A 15,754-nucleotide genomic window follows, 5' to 3' on the forward strand; every position below is an offset into this window, starting at 1 on the left:
CACGCACGCTCGAGCAGAGTTCTACGCATGCGATTGCTCGTGTCGAAGTTGCTTTCGTTTTAAATTATGCACTAGACGCTCATATCTTGCCGATTGAACTTGTTGTTTTTTGCTACTAGGTGCGCAGCGAGTCGAGGTTGCTTCGGTACCACGCGACCGTGTCGGACAGTCCGTCACGGAGTGAAATTTGGGGCGCCCACCCGCTGCTGAGTAGCGTGCTGATATCGATCAGTTTGCGGGGCGTACCGTCCGGCTTCTCTGTGTCCCAGCGCGTTTCACCCTCATAACCAACGACTTCCGCCACAGTTGACGCGATCTCGCTAATGGTCTGATCTTCTCCGGTGCCGACGTTGACTTGCTGCGGACCGTCGTATCGCTCAAGAAGGTGCAAACACGCTGAAGCCATGTCATCGACGTGAAGGAACTCTCGTCGAGGAGTGCCCGAGCCCCAGTTCGTGACAAAAGGGTCACCGCGTCTTTTCGCGTCGTCGTATCTCCGAATCATCGCCGGCAACACGTGGGAACCCGTTGTTGAGAAGTTGTCACCTGGTCCGTAGAGATTTGTGGGCATCGCGGATATCCACGGCAGACCATATTGCCGGCGAACTGCCTGCACCTGTAAGATGCCGGCAATCTTTGCAATCGCATAAGCATCATTGGTCGGTTCGAGAAGACCCGTGAGCAGTGCTTCCTCTTTGATCGGCTGAGGTGCGAACTTCGGATAGATACAGGTTGAACCCAAGAACAATAACCGGTTTACCCGACGCATCACAGCAGCATCGAGCACGTTCACCTGAATCTGCAGGTTCTCACTGATGAAGTCCACCGGATACGTACTGTTCGCGTAGATCCCACCCACCTTTGCGGCGGCAAGCAACACAACGTCCGGGCTCTCCTGCTCGAAGAAGTCTGTGACCGCACTGCGGTCTTTGAGATCTAATTCAGCGCTGGTGCGACCAATCAGGTTGACGAACCCCTTATTGGTGAAATGACGCCACAGAGCAGAACCCACAAGACCTCGATGGCCGGCGATGTAGATTTTCGAGTTGCGATCGAGTGGCGCAGGCCTGAAGCTACCGCTCATTGTCAATACCCTTCCAAGATGGCACCGACGGGGTATCGATCCATGGCCGCCCTTCACATTCGAACGCACGAATGTCTGCGTCAACCATGATGCGAGCCAACTCAGGGGTGTGCACGGTAGCCTTCCAACCCAGTTCCGCCTCGGCCTTACTGGCGTCGCCGATCAGAGCATCAACTTCAGTTGGTCGAAGGTATCGCTCATCGAATCGGACGTGCTCTTGCCAGTCCAGGCCCGCGTGCTCGAACGCCGTCTGCAAGAAGTCGCGAACGGTGTAGTTGCCACCAGTGGCCAAAACATAGTCGTCAGGCTCATCCGCCTGAAGCATCCGCCACATACCCTCGACGTATTCGGGGGCGTAACCCCAGTCGCGGACTGCATCCAGATTCCCCATGTAGATGAACCGTTCCTTACCGGCCTTGATTCGGGCGACTGCCCGAGTGATCTTTCTGGTTACGAAAGTCTCACCGCGTCTGGGAGATTCGTGATTGAAGAGGATTCCGTTCACGGCGAAGATCCCGTACGCCTCGCGATAATTGCGTGTCACCCAGTACGAGTAGACCTTCGCAGCACCGTACGGCGACCTCGGATAGAAGAGCGTATTTTCATCCTGGGGCGGTGGCGATGCCCCAAACATCTCCGAACTCGATGCTTGGTAGAACCGGCACTGTAGCCCGGCTAGACGAACGGCTTCTAGCAACCGGATGGAACCAATCCCCGTGGTGTCGCCCGTGTGCTCCGGTTCATCGAAGCTGACTCGAACATGAGATTGTGCGGCTAGATTGTAAACTTCGTCTGGCTCGATTTGCGCCAACAGAGTCACCAGCCTGGCGCCGTCGCTCAGATCACCGTAGTGCAAGAACAGCCTCGCAGAAGGCTCATGCGGGTCAACGTACAGGTGGTCGATGCGCGAGGTATTGAACGAAGACGACCTGCGAATTAAACCGTGTACCTCGTAGCCCTTCGTAAGTAGGAGTTCAGCCAAGTATGACCCGTCCTGACCAGTGACCCCCGTGATGAGTGCTCTTTTACCACTAGCCATCAGAACGGATCCCTTCATTGCAGCATCCTTCAAAAGTCTTCATTACGAAGCTCCTATCGTTTCGCGTAGTAACGCGTCCAGTAACTGGTGTTGGCGCGACGCCTCAGTCGCGCGCGTAGCGACGTGCATCGACTCGGTCGCGTCAATCCGCAACTTGCTTACGTCTTCTGGGGTCTGAATGTGTTGTACATCAAACAAGTGCGCGAGAGCGTCCGATAGCTTCGTAAAGCCCGGCCGGTATTGAATGACTGGCACAGCTCCAGCCCGTACAGCGAACAGGAGAGCGTGTAGTCGATCGCTGACAACAACCGTGGCTTCTGAGTACAGCTCGAGGACTTTCGCTTCCTGATCGGAATGCGGTCTACGTTCCGGCCAGTCAACGAAGTCGACCGAAAGCGACTTCGCGAGCCGTCGGTTAGCCGCTGAGTCCTCACGTACCTGAGCAGTGAAAACTATCCTGTAGCCACACTGGGCGGCACGCGTTTTCAAAGCGGTCAGCACACTAATGTCATCGTCCAAAATCCTATCGTGCCTTAACGACACCACCATGAGCGACCGTTGACCGAAGCTCGTTGCAGCAGAATCCGGGAATCGACTGTATTGCCTCAGAGCATAGTCAGGGAAGACAAGGGTTCGTGCTCCAAGAATCGCCCGCGTACGTGAGTCGCGGGCTACGTACAAATTGGATGCCGCCGCCAACAGGCGCTCGATTGGTAGCGCAAAGGAGCGCTTTACATCGACCGACCGGCCGACAATCACCACCTTTCCTCCCATTACGCGGACCAATAGCAGCAGGACAAAAAGGAACATATGTTTCAGGGCAGATTGAAGAGATACCCCGACTTGAACGGGACCGGGCGCCATCACCACTACAGGTCTGCGGACCGACGCGATTTCAGTGAGTAATTTGCGGATGAACACCGGACCTGAACGAGTTACTATCTCTCCAGGAAGAAAGTCAAATGCGTCGACGTAGTCGCGGCCCATACTGCCGCTGTATATCACCGGCCTAAGTCCAATTTGCCTCATTTGATCAATGACCTCTCGGCGGATCGCGATATCTCCCAAGTTGCCTTCCGCCGCGGAAATACTCATGAAAGCCGACCGCATCAGGAGCCCCTCCTAATTGATCGCCACGTAAAGAGAACCAGAACAACGGATTGCAATACATAGCTGGCGGTGAGACCCCACCCTCCACCTGCCGCACCAAAGGGCGGAACCAGCACAGCAACAAGCACCAAACAGGTGACGGTTGTGGACAAAGAGATGTTCGATACCAACCGGACGTGGCCGAAGGCTTGTAAAACCGCATTCAATTGCGACGCGATCGCCGCAAAGACCAGGCCGAGGCAAACAATCTGCACCACACCCACAGCGCCCTCGTAGTCGCCCCCCAACAGACGGGGAAGGACATAGGGCACGGCCAAACCGACGCACAGAAATCCGAGAGAACTAACGGCGCATACCGCAACAGTTGCGCGGACGGCACTCTTGTATTGCCCGGAACGCAGTGCACGAACGGCTGCGGGCATCAACACGGCCGCGAAAGACGTCGGGACTATACGGAGCGGACTGGTCAGCCTGCTCGCCGCAGCGAAGTATCCGACGGTCGCACCGCCTGTGGCAACTAGTGAGACAACGACTACGTCCAGGTTGCGAGCCTGTGTTACCACCGAGTTCGTCCAGAAGTACTTCGCCTCCGCGGCGATTGATCGGACACCCATGGCCGACGCAGCCGTCTGCGGTCCTCGCTTGAGCGAACGCGCTACCAACAGTAGCGACGCCAGCGACCCAAGCAGAAGGCCAACGCCATAAAATGCAGATGGGTCGAGCCCGAGGCTCACCCCCGATATCAAGACCGCGAACAGGATTGCCCGCCGAAAGATCAATGAAGACGCGTTCTCCCAAGCTCGTCCGTCTGCCAGGGGGATTGCTAGGTAAGTTTCGACGAGATTGTCGACAACAACCCATCCCGCAAGCAAGACCACGTACGCGGGCAGACCCGCAGCAGCGACCAACGTGAGACAAGCCAACAATCCAACTAGGCCGGCTAGGACACTGCCACGTCTGCAGAACCGTAGTATCGCCGCGACATCTGGTTCGCGATCGCCTGCGGCCCTCATCCGCACGAGCAGCGGAGTCAGCCCAAAGTTCAATACCGCTTGTAGCACCACTGCAGCGCCGTACCATACGGCGAACTCACCGAATTCTGGCGGACCGATCTGACGCGCAAGCACAGCCAGGCTCGCGGCCTGCAGCAAAGCGCCGCAAAGACGGCCACCCGCAACGAAACCCGCTTGGCCCAACACATTCACGTTGTTGTCTTGCGCCCGGTGCTTCGCACCTTCGAATCGCCTGCGGCGACGGAGCACCCGTCGCCGACGACCCACCTCGTCTACCGGTGTGCCGTGCGCCGGCCTTTCCTGTGTCGTCATTTCGGTAGCCGCGTGTCGCTGAGCGTGCCAACAGGCGTTTTTCGGCCACGAACGTGATGCACACCCGCGGCATCGGGTTTAGCGAGTATCCGAAGAATTATCAATGACATCGCTGTCAGCACGAAAATATTGAACGCAATCCACATCTGTGACGGGTAGTTGCCACGGATCGCGGTCGCCGGGAACGAACCAGCAATGAGTAGCGCCAACAGCGCCACGCCGCCACTGCGATGAAAAGAGTTCTCGAAAGCGCGAAAGAGAACGCCGCAAATGATACTTAGTAGCGCCACGCCAACAAACCCAAAATCGAAAAACGCGGTGCCCGCATAACTCGGCACTGGACATACACCGGCAGCACACGTCTGGCCGAAAGTATCAATCAAAATCTGGTTGGACCAGGCAGGTGTGTCAACAGCTTGCGCGGGCAACGCAGAGACCGCTACATCCACGAAGGTACCGCGGCCCCACCCATACGGAATGGTGGAACCAAGTCCCGGTGATACCAGGGCGATGTAGTCGAACATCTCGGTGTCGTAGGAACGGAAGAAGTTAGTAAACACTCCCGTAAATCCTTCAGCCTGAACATATGACACCAGTGCGTCAATCAGGTTGTCACCTGATTGCCTCGAGCCAGCACTGCGTACGTACGGAATTGAAGCCAGGATTGTGACGACCGCAAGGGACGCAAATACTTTGAGTGGAGTTATACGGGCGTTCCATCGCTTGGCCGGGAAGTTCGCAGCAATGACTGCCGCTATGACACAAGGCAGGATAAATCTACGATTGCCGAGCAAAGCAGGAGGACCAAGTGACAGCAGTACTATCCCCCAGAATACAAGTTTACTGGAACGATCGAGCGAACCAATACTCCGCTCGACTACTATTCTCCAGAACGCTGCAGTATAAGCCGCTGCAGCTGGTAGCGAGTACACTATGATCGGCAGATTCTCAATTGCCAGTGATGATTCACCAGATCGGCCGCCTGCCATCGTTGATAGAACGCCAGTTCCTCCTCCGCCAAGCGCCACCATCAGCAGAGTCCAAGCTAGAACCAAACCGATACACACGGTCGCCAAAGCGCCAATGCTCACGCGGCTAACGGCAGACATCATTCCGTGACCACTCGATAACTTCGCCCCGCCTAGATAGGCAGGAGGGTGTTCTTGAAAACTGTCGTTGGAGCTGCGGCGTGACGGCCACAACCAGTAGCCAACGCCCAACGCCGAGATCGCCAGCGCTCCCACAACGACCGACGTCCAATACCCTTCGGAGACATCGCGCCCGTAGAACAAATGATTTGGTTCGCCGACGACCAGCAGCGGCCTGATTCCGAAGATGGCGACAAGAATCAGCGTAGATACGGAGAATGGCGAGATGAGATAGCCGACACGGCCGCGTGTCGAAATAGCAACCAGCAGCAGCCCTAGAAGGCAATTGAATAGCGCGATTGTTTGTATCAAGTGGTCCGCATTTCCGATGAAGCTGACGCGCGTACTACGAGTCCATCAGAGATGTCGCGCGATACGAGAGCACAAGCCCCCACCACCGCATGGCGCCCTACTGTGACTCCCCGCAGCACGGTCGCACGCGCTGCCACCCACGCACCATCTTCTATGGTGATCGGAGCATTGTCGAACTCGAACGAAGGAGAGTTTCGATCGTGGCTGCCGGTGCACAAGAATACACTTTGCGAGATACAGCAATTCCTGCCGATGACCACTGGCTCCAGATTCAAGATCCAAGCACCTTCGCCAATCCACGAGTTGTCACCGATTGCCAGCTTCCACGGCCAATGAATCGTAACGTCGTGCCTGATCAAAACTCCGGTGCCGATCTCGGCACCGAATGCCCTGAGTATGCGCACACGAAGAGTCGCCGGCATCCACCATTTCTGGAAGATGCTTCTGACTGCTAGCCAAAGCACCTGCCACAGCCGACCTCTACCTTTTTCGTATCCGGCTCCGGTGAAGGCCTCAAGAGATAGTTGCGGATTGGTCATGAGCTGACTCTCGATCGATGGCCGGCGGGGCTTGCATTCTGTTGATGTGCGACACACAAGTCAAAGAACTTGCCGATAGCGGCTGACTCGGTAAGTGCGCTTTCCACGTATCTAACGCCCTTTTGACCGAACATCTGGGCGCGATCTGCGTCCATGCGCAACTGCGAAACGGCGTCAAGCAATTCTTCCGGACGCTCGGGGTCGACTCGTATACCGGCCCCCGCGGCGGCGAGCTCATGAGCCGATCCGCTTTCTGGGTGCGCGGAAGCAACTACCGGTCTACCGGCGGCAAAATATGACGTCAATTTTGACGGAACCGCCATACCTTTGACACTTCCGGATTCATTTACGAGCAGAACATCTGCTGACATTATTGCGTTCGAGAATTCTTTGTCACCCAACGGATCGACGAATTTTACGTTCCGCATTCCCTCTGCTCGGCGTTCCAAGAGAGGACGTTGATTCCCGTCACCTAAAAGTACAAATAATATGTCTTTGGTGGACTCACGCTGTGCAGCCAGTTCGGCCGTGTCCAGGACGTTCTCAAGGCCCTGTTTGCGACCCATGTTTCCGGCATGCAGGACAACGAAGGGCCAATCGCCGAAGGTGCCCGTGGCGTCCGCACTCGGTGAACCTTCAGTCGAGACGTCGATATGCGTCCAGTTCTTGATAATCGTGACGCTGTCGTCTGGCAGGCCGAAATGCGTCACGATGTGACTCTTGAAGGAACTATGAATTGCGACGACCGCGTCAGCGTTTCGGAGCGTCCATCCTTCGAGTACCTCCACAAGCCTTACGAGAGAAGACCCACCGGCCTGGCCCGTTTCGGCTGCTCCGAGCCCATAGAAGTCTTGGACCCACACGATGACTGCCCCGTTGCGACGAGTTATTTTCTTCCTCAGAACCGCCGCGAATGCGCTTATGAGCGTCGGACTAGTACAGATGACAGTTGCATCTTTCCCAGCTGTATGCCGGTGCCCCAAAGCCCGAATTGCAAACGTCGCCTCCATCAGAAGCCTTTTTGGCGTATTGGGATTCTTCGGAATGTAATGCCGTACACGGTGATCGTCAGAATCGTCTTCCACGGCGCATGATGAAAATCCAGAAAACTCTGGGTCACGTCGCCACGCGGGGTAATGAGGGTATCCTGTTGTAACTTGAACGGTCAGTCCACGGGCCCTGAGACCCGCGGCCAAGCCGGTAACATACGGGGCGATTCCCGTGGGCTCCGGTTGATAGTTGATCGATATCAACGAAACATCAACCATGCTGGGATCCGTTCGGGTTGCTTTTGGCTCGATCCGTCTCTTTACGACGAGACACAAGATCGAGATGTTGCTCTCTTTCGCTATCTGTCTCGAATCGTTGCCCGACCACCCGCGCAGGCACTCCCACTACGATCGAAAAGCTGGGTACGTCTTTGGTTACGACGGCCCCGGCGCCGATGACTGCGCCGTCTCCGATTTTCACACCGCTGAGCACCAGAGCTGAAGCGCCAATCCAGACGTCGACACCTATTGTGACCGCGTCCGACGGCAGCGGTTCGCGATCACCCGCCCAGGTTGAGAAGAGCATAGGTGTACCGACCTCGTCGATTGCGTGGTCTTCTCTACCCACGACATGAACATCCATGCCGATCATCGCATAGTCGCCAATAGTCCCGTCGACCTGAATTACCGAACGGGGACCCACACTCACAGAATCGCCGAAGGTCAGTTTATGGGGGGCACTGATTATCGCGCCCCGGCCCGCTCGGAAACCCTCTCCCACTTCCACATTATTCCCACCTATCGCCAGGCGGTTTAGCACACCTGCGAGAGAATTGCGCAATCCCAAAGGCAACCTCGACCTAGACTTACTACTCATTTTGCAGCCCCTTCTGGCCATCCGCCAGCGGAATAGTGAATCGGCACGTCAGTCAGGGAAGAGATAATTCCATCGGCCATAATTTCGGCCGAGTAGAACCTCCTGGTCGAACGAGCAATCTCCTCGTGATCAACATCGGGTCCGCCATATTCGGAGTAGGCGGTGCGCATCGCAGTTGCCAGGGCAGAGGCGGAGGACGGGCTGTAGCCGCGCATATGTCCCAACCTGCGAAGTTCGATCTCAGGTGCGTGTGGCGCAATTTCCGCGTAGATCATCGGCACCCCAAATCCCAAACTTTGAGTGGCGCTGAGACCGACGTACCCAGGCGACAGGGAGCAAATGGCCTTCGAGTACAGCGTCCGGAGCTCTTCTTGACTGTTGATCTGGCCATGGAGTTTGACGTGGGGAGTCAATCCGAGTTCCTCTACCTGATCCTCGATCGTCCCTCGCTCGCTGCCACTGCCGATTATGTCGAGTGTAATTCCGTGCTTCCACAGTTCTGACTCGTGAAAGGCCGGTACGAGCTGCCCAACCTCTTTGGCCGCCTCGAGTCGCCCGACGTAAACGAACGAACGACCACTTAGAGCATTTCGAGCGACCGTCATATCCCCAGCTCGATATATCGCGTTGGCGGCGACCCAAACTGGTTGCTTCGGAACCTCTGCTAAAGCATCCGGCACGCTGTCGTACCCATATAGCACGGACCCGTGCGCCATCCTGCGCATTGCGCGCCGAACTGTCGCTGTTTTGGAGTCTTTACCTTCACGAGGATGGAGGTGCCCCCACACTAGAACTCTTTTGCCCACGATCCGCCTTGCCAGCAAGACGACCCAAGCTGACATGCTTCGTGGGTTCAGATCAACAATGCAAGCGTCTGCCCGAATTGCCTCGATTGGGATTGCTTGTATGAGTACCCGGTCGCGGAGCACTCCGTACCGACGCACTTTGCGATAGCTCTCGCTATGAATACCTGTGCGTACGGTTCCGTCTAACCCATACGCTGACCCGTATATAGATAGGTCGGTTCCGAGCCGGTCTTTCAGTAGGTCAACACATTCCTGCCTGTACCACGGTATTACCGCCAGAAAAAGAACGAACCGGCCATCTCGACTCGCAGTTGGAGCGCATCCCAACCGCTGGTCTCGCGGCCGCAACCTGTTTCTCATACTCAGCCCGAGCGTCATCATCTTTGCTCTCGTTACTTGACGGATTCGCTGCGAATCCCTAGGCCCCGGTAGGTCCACCCTTCGGCAAGCCATAGGTTCTTATCCAGGCAGTTCCGGCCATCTATCAACCTCTTTTTCCTAACGTGAGCCTGTAAGTCCCGGGGCCTCATGGCCCTGAATTGCTCCCACTCGGTCAGTACGAGAACCACGTCTGCCCCGTTGCACGCTTCCTCGACGGACTCTGCGTAGGTCAACGTGGGGAAAAGCCGTTGCGAGTTTTCCATCGCCTTGGGATCGAAGACACTCACTGCAGCGCCTTGAAGGTGGATCTGGCCAGCTACGTTGAGTGCGGGAGAATCCCGCACGTCGTCTGACTCCGGCTTGAACGCGGCGCCCAAGACCGCGACTCGTGCTCCTAATAGCACTCCTCCGCAAACCTCTTTGGTCAACTCGACCATGCGGGTTCGTCGACGCATATTGATGTTGTCAACTTCGCGCAAGAATGTCAGTGCCTGGTCAGCGCCTAGCTCTCCTGCGCGCGCCATGAATGCCCTTATGTCTTTTGGTAGGCACCCTCCACCGAAACCTATTCCCGCGTTGAGGAATTTTCGCCCGATCCGCTCGTCGTAACCGATGGCGTCAGCCAATTCCGTAACATCTGCGCCGGCTGCTTCACACACTTCTGAAATTGCATTGATGAACGATATTTTTGTTGCCAGAAATGCGTTCGCAGACACTTTTACTAGTTCCGCTGTCGCGAGGTCGGTGATCACCAGCGGCGTGCCGTTCGCCAGCGCATCTGCATAGATTTCTCGTGCGAGGGCTTCTGCCCGGCTCGTATCACTGCCGATGCCGACTACCAGCCGGTCTGGCCGTAGCGTGTCCTCAACTGCGTGGCCCTCGCGCAGGAATTCGGGATTCCAAGCTACTTCGATGCTGACGTCGCCGGTACAAGCAGAATTGGCCAGGTCTGCAAGGCGCTCGGCGGTTCCCACGGGCACTGTCGACTTACCGAAAATAGTCGCATCTGATCGGATCAGAGGGGCCAAACGCTCTACTACGCCGTCGACGTAGCTCACATCAGCTGCGAACTCACCTTTTCGCTGAGGCGTACCGACAGCCAGAAAGTGGACGTCAGCGAACTCTGCCGCCTCCTCGTATGAATCCGTGAAAGCCAGGCGACCTGCCTTGAGGTTGCGTTTGAGTACGTCCTCGAGGCCCGGTTCATAGAAGGGGACCTCACCTGCCTGAAGTTTCGCAATTTTCGACGGGTCGACATCCACTCCGAGGACGTGATGGCCCAAGTCGGCCATGCACGCGGCGTGTGTTGCGCCGAGATAGCCCGTTCCTAAAACAGTTATCCTCATTGCCGCTCCTCCGTGCCCGACATAATCGACGGCTCTGCTTGACGTCGAGTAATCCACTCGATGACGCCGTACATGGATTGCTGGATGAGTTCTCCTACCTGGTCGAACACAGCGCCAGGCTTGCCCATCGGGTCTTCGATGTCGAGTGTCGAGTCCGTTGGTCCGGCTATCCGGCGCTCGTGTGTCACCTTGCCGACGCGGCCATCGGTGCCGATATCCGCGATCTCGCGTAGGGCGTACATACGTTTCCATCTTGCGGGTGCGAGTTGCCGAGCGACTGCGCGGTGTTCGCGCGTCATTCCGAGGACGACGTCCGATTGAGCTGCAAGCTCAGGCGTCAGCATTCGCGAACGAAAGCCGTGATAGTCGAGGCCCTTCGAACGAAGCACCCGCACGCTTTCCGGGTGCATCTCCAGCCCGTTTATAGCTCGCGTGCCAGCGCTCGACACATCCAAATCGACCCCCTCTGCCTCGCCGAGGTGTCGTAGGACCCGCTCCGCGATTGGCGAGCGACAGATGTTTCCGGTGCAAACAAAGAGAACCTTCATCCTCAATACGCGCCGTCGCTTCGTACCACTGCACGCACGGTCCGCCACAAGATCATCGCGTCCTGCATGATCGACCAGTTCTCGACGTACGAAAGGTCGAGTCGCACAGACTCTTCCCACGACAGGTCAGATCGGCCTGAGACTTGCCACAACCCTGTGATCCCCGGTCGAACCAGCATTCGCCGGGTCACCAAGCCGCTGTATTGCTCGACCTCATCGCGCAGCGGCGGCCGCGGCCCCACGAGGCTCATCGAGCCGCCCACCACGTTGAACAGCTGGGGAAGCTCATCGAGGCTGTAGCGGCGCAGCTTCTTCCCGACTGTTGTCACACGGGGGTCATCGCGGAGTTTGAAGAGTACGCCGGCACCCTCGTTCTTCTGAGCGAGCGCAGCCTTCTGCTTGTCCGCCCCGTCGACCATGGTGCGGAACTTCCACATGTCGAAGGGCACATTGCCCACGCCGATACGTTCAGCGCGGTAGAAGATTGGCCCGCTGGAATTGATCTTCACTGCTATGGCGCAAGCGACCAGCACTGGAGCAAGCACCAACAGAAGGACTACGGCACCCAGGCGGTCGAACGCTGCCTTGAGGAACCGGTTGGCGCCGTCATACCGCGGCTTGTCGATGTGCAGAAGCGGCAAGCCAGCCACCGGCCGCACCATCATGCGGGGTCCGGCTACGTCGGTCACCCCAGGAGACACCAACATGTCGACATTCATGCCCTCGAGATCCCACGACAGTTCGCGCATCGCAGAATGTCCTAAGGCCTCCGCAGACGTCACCGCCACGGTGGTTGCCCCGCACAGCGCGACCGCGTCACGCGCTTCGCTGAAAGATCCATATATCTGTACGTCGTGGCCGTTAACTGTGACCGGACGATGCTCACTACCTGGCGGAACGCAAAGCCCGACAACCTCGAAGCCCAGGCCGGGGTTCTTGTCCAGGTGCTCGATCAGCGGAACGGCTGAGCTGGGGCCACCGACGACCAGCACTTGACTCAGATTTCGCCGGCGGAGACGGCTGCGGTGCAGGGATTTGCGCCACGCCCATCGCGACACGAGAAGGCCCAAGGTACCCAATGGCAGCGCGATCGCGATAAAGCCGCGGGCAAGATTTAGCCGAAACGCGAGGTCCACAATCGCCAACAGACCGAAGACAATGAAGCATGCGTTCAAGACGCGGCTGTATTCATTCGGCCCATCACCAACGATGCGACGATCGCTACTTTGGGTTGCTCGAAGAGTCAATACCCAGGCAACTATTAGACACGGTGTCACAATAAACGTGGTCATCGAAGCCGCCCGCGATATATCTTCGGGAACTCCGAACCGAATCTGCTGTGCAAGAAGGACTGCCACCGTCACGATCAGCGCGTCTGTCCACCTGACCCGGGTGACATAACGACTTGCCCAGCTGTCAGTACGGGGTTTGACCTGGGGCGATCGAGGTAGATCGCGCGCGTCGCCAGGCCAGACGACGGCCGAGACTGACCCCTGACGTCTGGACACTATCCCTCCCTATGCATCGCCAAAAACACCGCTGATCTCAGCAGTGAGTTGTTAACGGCTTCTAAATCACGGACGACGCCGCAGTGTTTTCGCGTCAATTACATCCGTCGCGCCTGCATTGCGTAGTACGGACGTTACTGCACATAGTCGTTGCTCGCCCGGTGATGACAGTGTCAGGACCACGTGGCTGAGCTCAGTTTTCTTCCTCCCAGAAACGAAGAATGATCTATCGTTCGAAAATTGCGATAAACGGACCCGCCGTCTATATCCGCCGGTCCAGTCGGCCGGGCCCCCCTGGCGATCCGTCGAGATTCACGAAACACGATGTCGGCCACCACATAACAGCCACTTCCAATGGACCGGCCGGAACCGCGCCCTGTCACCGGATGTCATACGTCGGGCCCGAGCGTCTTAGGGGCCGCAAATCGGCGGCACAGCTTTGTGACAGCGGTCTCAGACAATTCCGGGTGATCGTCAAGGTCAAGAATTAACATGCCCGTAACATTCGGTAACTGCAGACGGGCGCTAGTTATGCCAGAACGGCTACCTAGACCCCGCAGCCCGGCGAAGTTAGTGTTGGCTCGCGCGAAGGTGGCGGCCGAGTGTAAACCGAGCGCAACCTGGGCGGTTTCTCGTGCGTCCACGTGCGTCCGTCGATCCCCGGCGGCGGGCGACGAGCCCTGAAATGGTCTGACTAGGCGCTTCGGTCTGCGATGCACAGGCGCCGACCGGCTCTGACTATCTGACAGCGCTCCAGACGAAGGAACATGACCTACGCAGATGCCGCCGAGGTCCTACTTGTTCGTGAACCGCGCCTCACGCTTCTCCACGAACGCAGCCATGCCCTCTGATTGATCTTCGGTCGCAAATGTGGAGTGGAAGACACGCCGTTCGAACAGAACGCCTTCGGTCAGGCCCACTTCCTGCGACCGGTTCACTGCCTGCTTAGCCAATATGGTGATCGGCAGCGACAACTCTGCGATGGTGTTCGCCACCTCGATCGCATCCTCCAGGTACGACTCGGTGGGCACCACCCTCGAGACGAGGCCGGCACGCTCGGCTTCGTCGACCTTCATGCGCCGGCCGGTCAACACCATGTCCATGGCCTTGGCCTTGCCAATTGCGCGCGTAAGTCGTTGTGAACCACCGATTCCCGGGATCACGCCCAAGTTGATCTCAGGCTGACCGAATACGGCGTTCTCTGCGGCGATGATGATGTCGCACATCATGGCCAGCTCACATCCGCCACCGAGGGCAAATCCGGCCACCGCCGCAACCACTGGAGTGCGGACCTCGGTGAGGTGTCCCCATGCGCTGAAGAAGTCTTCGGAGAGCATGTCGACGTACGACTTGTCGGCCATCTCTTTGATGTCAGCGCCCGCAGCAAAGGCACGTTCGGAGCCTGCGATCACGATGGCACCCACAGACGCGTCGGCGTCATACGCCTGCGCGGCTCCAACCACCTCGGTCATCAGCTGAGAGTTCAACGCGTTGAGCGCTTTTGGCCGGTTGAGCGTGATGATGCCGACTCGGCCCCGCTGCTCGGTGGTGATGGTCTCAAAGCTACTCATCAGAACGCTCCATTCGTCAGTACAAGATCGTTGGGCACTGGGGCGAAGAAGTCGGCAACCACCGCGGGATCCACCTCGGTCAGTCCCCGCGGCGACCACTTCGGCGAGCGGTCCTTGTCGATCACCTGGGCCCGAATACCCTCCGCGAGGTCGGGATGGGTCAGGAAGTGGATTGACACCCGGAATTCGCTCTCCAGAGCTTCTTCGAGCGTCGTATCGGCCGATATCTGTCGTAACGACCGCATGGTCACCTCCACCGACGTGGGCGATTTGGCTCCCACCACGTTCGCAGTGTCGTGAGCATCGGTTTCGTCGTGTCCGCGCAGGCGTTCGACGATGCCGACGCCGGTGTCGGCCGCAAAGGCATCGTCGATCCAGTGACGCTTGGTGAGCAGATCGGATTCGGGAGGAGCAACACAGAATCCGGCGATCGCGTCATCAACAGGCTTCGACGTGAGAGCGGACACGAACTTCTCGATGCTCTCTGACGGCAGGAAATGGTCCGCAAATCCGATGGCGATGGCATCGGCGCCCCCGATCTGTGCCGCAGTCAGGGCCAGGTAGGTGCCCAGCTCGCCCGGCGCACGCGCAAGGAGGTAGGTGCCACCCACGTCCGGGGAGAATCCGATCCCCACCTCGGGCATCGCCATCCTCGTCCGGTCGGTGACAATGCGGGTGTTTGCGTGGGCAGACACCCCTACTCCCCCGCCCATCACGATCCCGTCCATCAGGGCTACGTACGGCTTTGGACAGTGGGAGATGTACGCGTTGAGGATGTACTCGTCTCGCCAGAAGTGCCCAGAGGGGGTGTTGACTGCATCGTCCAAAGTGGTTGCAGCCGAAGCATCTCGGTGGATGGCGACAATATCTCCGCCGGCACACAGTCCACGTTCGCCGGCGCCATCGAGCAACACGGCCTCGACCGCGTCGTCATCGGCCCACGCTTGCAGCGCCGCGTGGATGGCGGTCACCATCTCGTGCGTCAGCGCATTGATCGCCTTCGGCCGGTTCAGGGTGATGCGGCCGATCCGACCCTCGGTACGAACAAGGACGCTGCTCTCGTCTGACATGACTCTCCATTGATCGACTGTCGGGCGTCTCACATAGTTGCATATCCTAGTATTGGCAGTCCAGGGCACCAGCGCACATCGCGTTGCTGGCCGCCGCACAC

Annotated in this window: 14 protein-coding genes; all 14 read right to left on the reverse strand. The window is 57.8% G+C overall.

Going from position 1 to position 15,754, the window contains the following annotated elements; all coding sequences use genetic code 11:
• Nucleotides 1-115: 115 nt before the first annotated feature.
• Complete coding sequence (locus MVA47_RS23470) at nucleotides 116-1,084, reverse strand: GDP-L-fucose synthase (RefSeq protein WP_247210077.1); 969 nt, start codon at nucleotides 1,082-1,084, stop codon at nucleotides 116-118.
• Complete coding sequence (gene gmd, locus MVA47_RS23475) at nucleotides 1,074-2,141, reverse strand: GDP-mannose 4,6-dehydratase (protein WP_247210078.1); 1,068 nt, start codon at nucleotides 2,139-2,141, stop codon at nucleotides 1,074-1,076. Before gmd ends, MVA47_RS23470 begins: the two co-directional genes overlap by 11 nt.
• Nucleotides 2,142-2,165: 24 nt before the next feature.
• Nucleotides 2,166-3,218, reverse strand: a complete 1,053-nt coding sequence (locus tag MVA47_RS23480) for a polysaccharide pyruvyl transferase family protein (RefSeq protein ID WP_247210079.1) — start codon at nucleotides 3,216-3,218, stop codon at nucleotides 2,166-2,168.
• Between the two features lie 14 nt (nucleotides 3,219-3,232).
• Nucleotides 3,233-4,438 carry a lipopolysaccharide biosynthesis protein gene (locus tag MVA47_RS23485; RefSeq protein ID WP_247210080.1) on the reverse strand — a complete coding sequence of 402 codons (1,206 nt, stop codon included), beginning with the start codon at nucleotides 4,436-4,438 and terminating at the stop codon, nucleotides 3,233-3,235.
• A 116-nt stretch (nucleotides 4,439-4,554) separates the two neighbouring features.
• Nucleotides 4,555-6,018 (reverse strand): O-antigen polysaccharide polymerase Wzy, encoded by a 1,464-nt coding sequence (wzy, locus tag MVA47_RS23490; RefSeq protein WP_247210081.1) that lies wholly within the window; start codon nucleotides 6,016-6,018, stop codon nucleotides 4,555-4,557.
• On the reverse strand, nucleotides 6,015-6,557 hold the full coding sequence (locus MVA47_RS23495) for a DapH/DapD/GlmU-related protein (RefSeq protein WP_247210082.1): 543 nt from the start codon (nucleotides 6,555-6,557) through the stop codon (nucleotides 6,015-6,017). Before MVA47_RS23495 ends, wzy begins: the two co-directional genes overlap by 4 nt.
• Nucleotides 6,554-7,825, reverse strand: coding sequence for a glycosyltransferase family 4 protein (locus MVA47_RS26830; RefSeq protein ID WP_281504867.1), 1,272 nt, complete (start codon nucleotides 7,823-7,825; stop codon nucleotides 6,554-6,556). The genes MVA47_RS23495 and MVA47_RS26830 overlap by 4 nt, the downstream gene beginning before the upstream one ends.
• Nucleotides 7,818-8,327, reverse strand: a complete 510-nt coding sequence (locus MVA47_RS27115; protein ID WP_308280594.1) for a CatB-related O-acetyltransferase — start codon at nucleotides 8,325-8,327, stop codon at nucleotides 7,818-7,820. Before MVA47_RS27115 ends, MVA47_RS26830 begins: the two co-directional genes overlap by 8 nt.
• 92 nt (nucleotides 8,328-8,419) lie before the next feature.
• Nucleotides 8,420-9,028, reverse strand: a complete 609-nt coding sequence (locus tag MVA47_RS23510; RefSeq protein WP_247210084.1) for a glycosyltransferase — start codon at nucleotides 9,026-9,028, stop codon at nucleotides 8,420-8,422.
• A 593-nt stretch (nucleotides 9,029-9,621) separates the two neighbouring features.
• Complete coding sequence (locus MVA47_RS23515; protein WP_247210085.1) at nucleotides 9,622-10,956, reverse strand: UDP-glucose/GDP-mannose dehydrogenase family protein; 1,335 nt, start codon at nucleotides 10,954-10,956, stop codon at nucleotides 9,622-9,624.
• Complete coding sequence (locus MVA47_RS23520; protein WP_247211039.1) at nucleotides 10,953-11,504, reverse strand: hypothetical protein; 552 nt, start codon at nucleotides 11,502-11,504, stop codon at nucleotides 10,953-10,955. Before MVA47_RS23520 ends, MVA47_RS23515 begins: the two co-directional genes overlap by 4 nt.
• Nucleotides 11,505-11,506: 2 nt before the next feature.
• A complete protein-coding gene (locus MVA47_RS23525) occupies nucleotides 11,507-12,874 on the reverse strand; it encodes a sugar transferase (RefSeq protein WP_247211041.1) in 1,368 nt (455 codons plus the stop codon).
• Nucleotides 12,875-13,806: 932 nt separating this feature from the next.
• A complete protein-coding gene (locus MVA47_RS23530; RefSeq protein ID WP_247210086.1) occupies nucleotides 13,807-14,583 on the reverse strand; it encodes an enoyl-CoA hydratase in 777 nt (258 codons plus the stop codon).
• The gene (locus MVA47_RS23535; RefSeq protein ID WP_247210087.1) at nucleotides 14,583-15,653 is read right to left on the reverse strand and encodes an enoyl-CoA hydratase/isomerase family protein; all 1,071 of its coding nucleotides are present in this window, start codon (nucleotides 15,651-15,653) and stop codon (nucleotides 14,583-14,585) included. Before MVA47_RS23535 ends, MVA47_RS23530 begins: the two co-directional genes overlap by 1 nt.
• Between the last annotated feature and the right edge of the window lie 101 nt (nucleotides 15,654-15,754).

Origin of the sequence: Williamsia sp. DF01-3, assembly GCF_023051145.1 — a bacterium.
In the GTDB taxonomy this organism is placed as follows: domain Bacteria; phylum Actinomycetota; class Actinomycetes; order Mycobacteriales; family Mycobacteriaceae; genus Williamsia.

Excerpts from the sequence above, each read along its gene's own strand:
- MVA47_RS23495 (WP_247210082.1), bottom strand. The coding sequence starts at position 6,557 with ATGACCAATCCGCAACTATCTCTTGAGGCCTTCACCGGAGCCGGATAC.
- gmd (WP_247210078.1), bottom strand. The coding sequence starts at position 2,141 with ATGAAGGGATCCGTTCTGATGGCTAGTGGTAAAAGAGCACTCATCACG.
- MVA47_RS26830 (WP_281504867.1), bottom strand. The coding sequence starts at position 7,825 with ATGGTTGATGTTTCGTTGATATCGATCAACTATCAACCGGAGCCCACG.
- MVA47_RS23520 (WP_247211039.1), bottom strand. The coding sequence starts at position 11,504 with ATGAAGGTTCTCTTTGTTTGCACCGGAAACATCTGTCGCTCGCCAATC.
- MVA47_RS23515 (WP_247210085.1), bottom strand. The coding sequence starts at position 10,956 with ATGAGGATAACTGTTTTAGGAACGGGCTATCTCGGCGCAACACACGCC.
- MVA47_RS23510 (WP_247210084.1), bottom strand. The coding sequence starts at position 9,028 with ATGACGGTCGCTCGAAATGCTCTAAGTGGTCGTTCGTTCGTTTACGTC.
- MVA47_RS23535 (WP_247210087.1), bottom strand. The coding sequence starts at position 15,653 with ATGTCAGACGAGAGCAGCGTCCTTGTTCGTACCGAGGGTCGGATCGGC.
- MVA47_RS23470 (WP_247210077.1), bottom strand. The coding sequence starts at position 1,084 with ATGAGCGGTAGCTTCAGGCCTGCGCCACTCGATCGCAACTCGAAAATC.
- MVA47_RS23530 (WP_247210086.1), bottom strand. The coding sequence starts at position 14,583 with ATGAGTAGCTTTGAGACCATCACCACCGAGCAGCGGGGCCGAGTCGGC.
- MVA47_RS23480 (WP_247210079.1), bottom strand. The coding sequence starts at position 3,218 with ATGAGTATTTCCGCGGCGGAAGGCAACTTGGGAGATATCGCGATCCGC.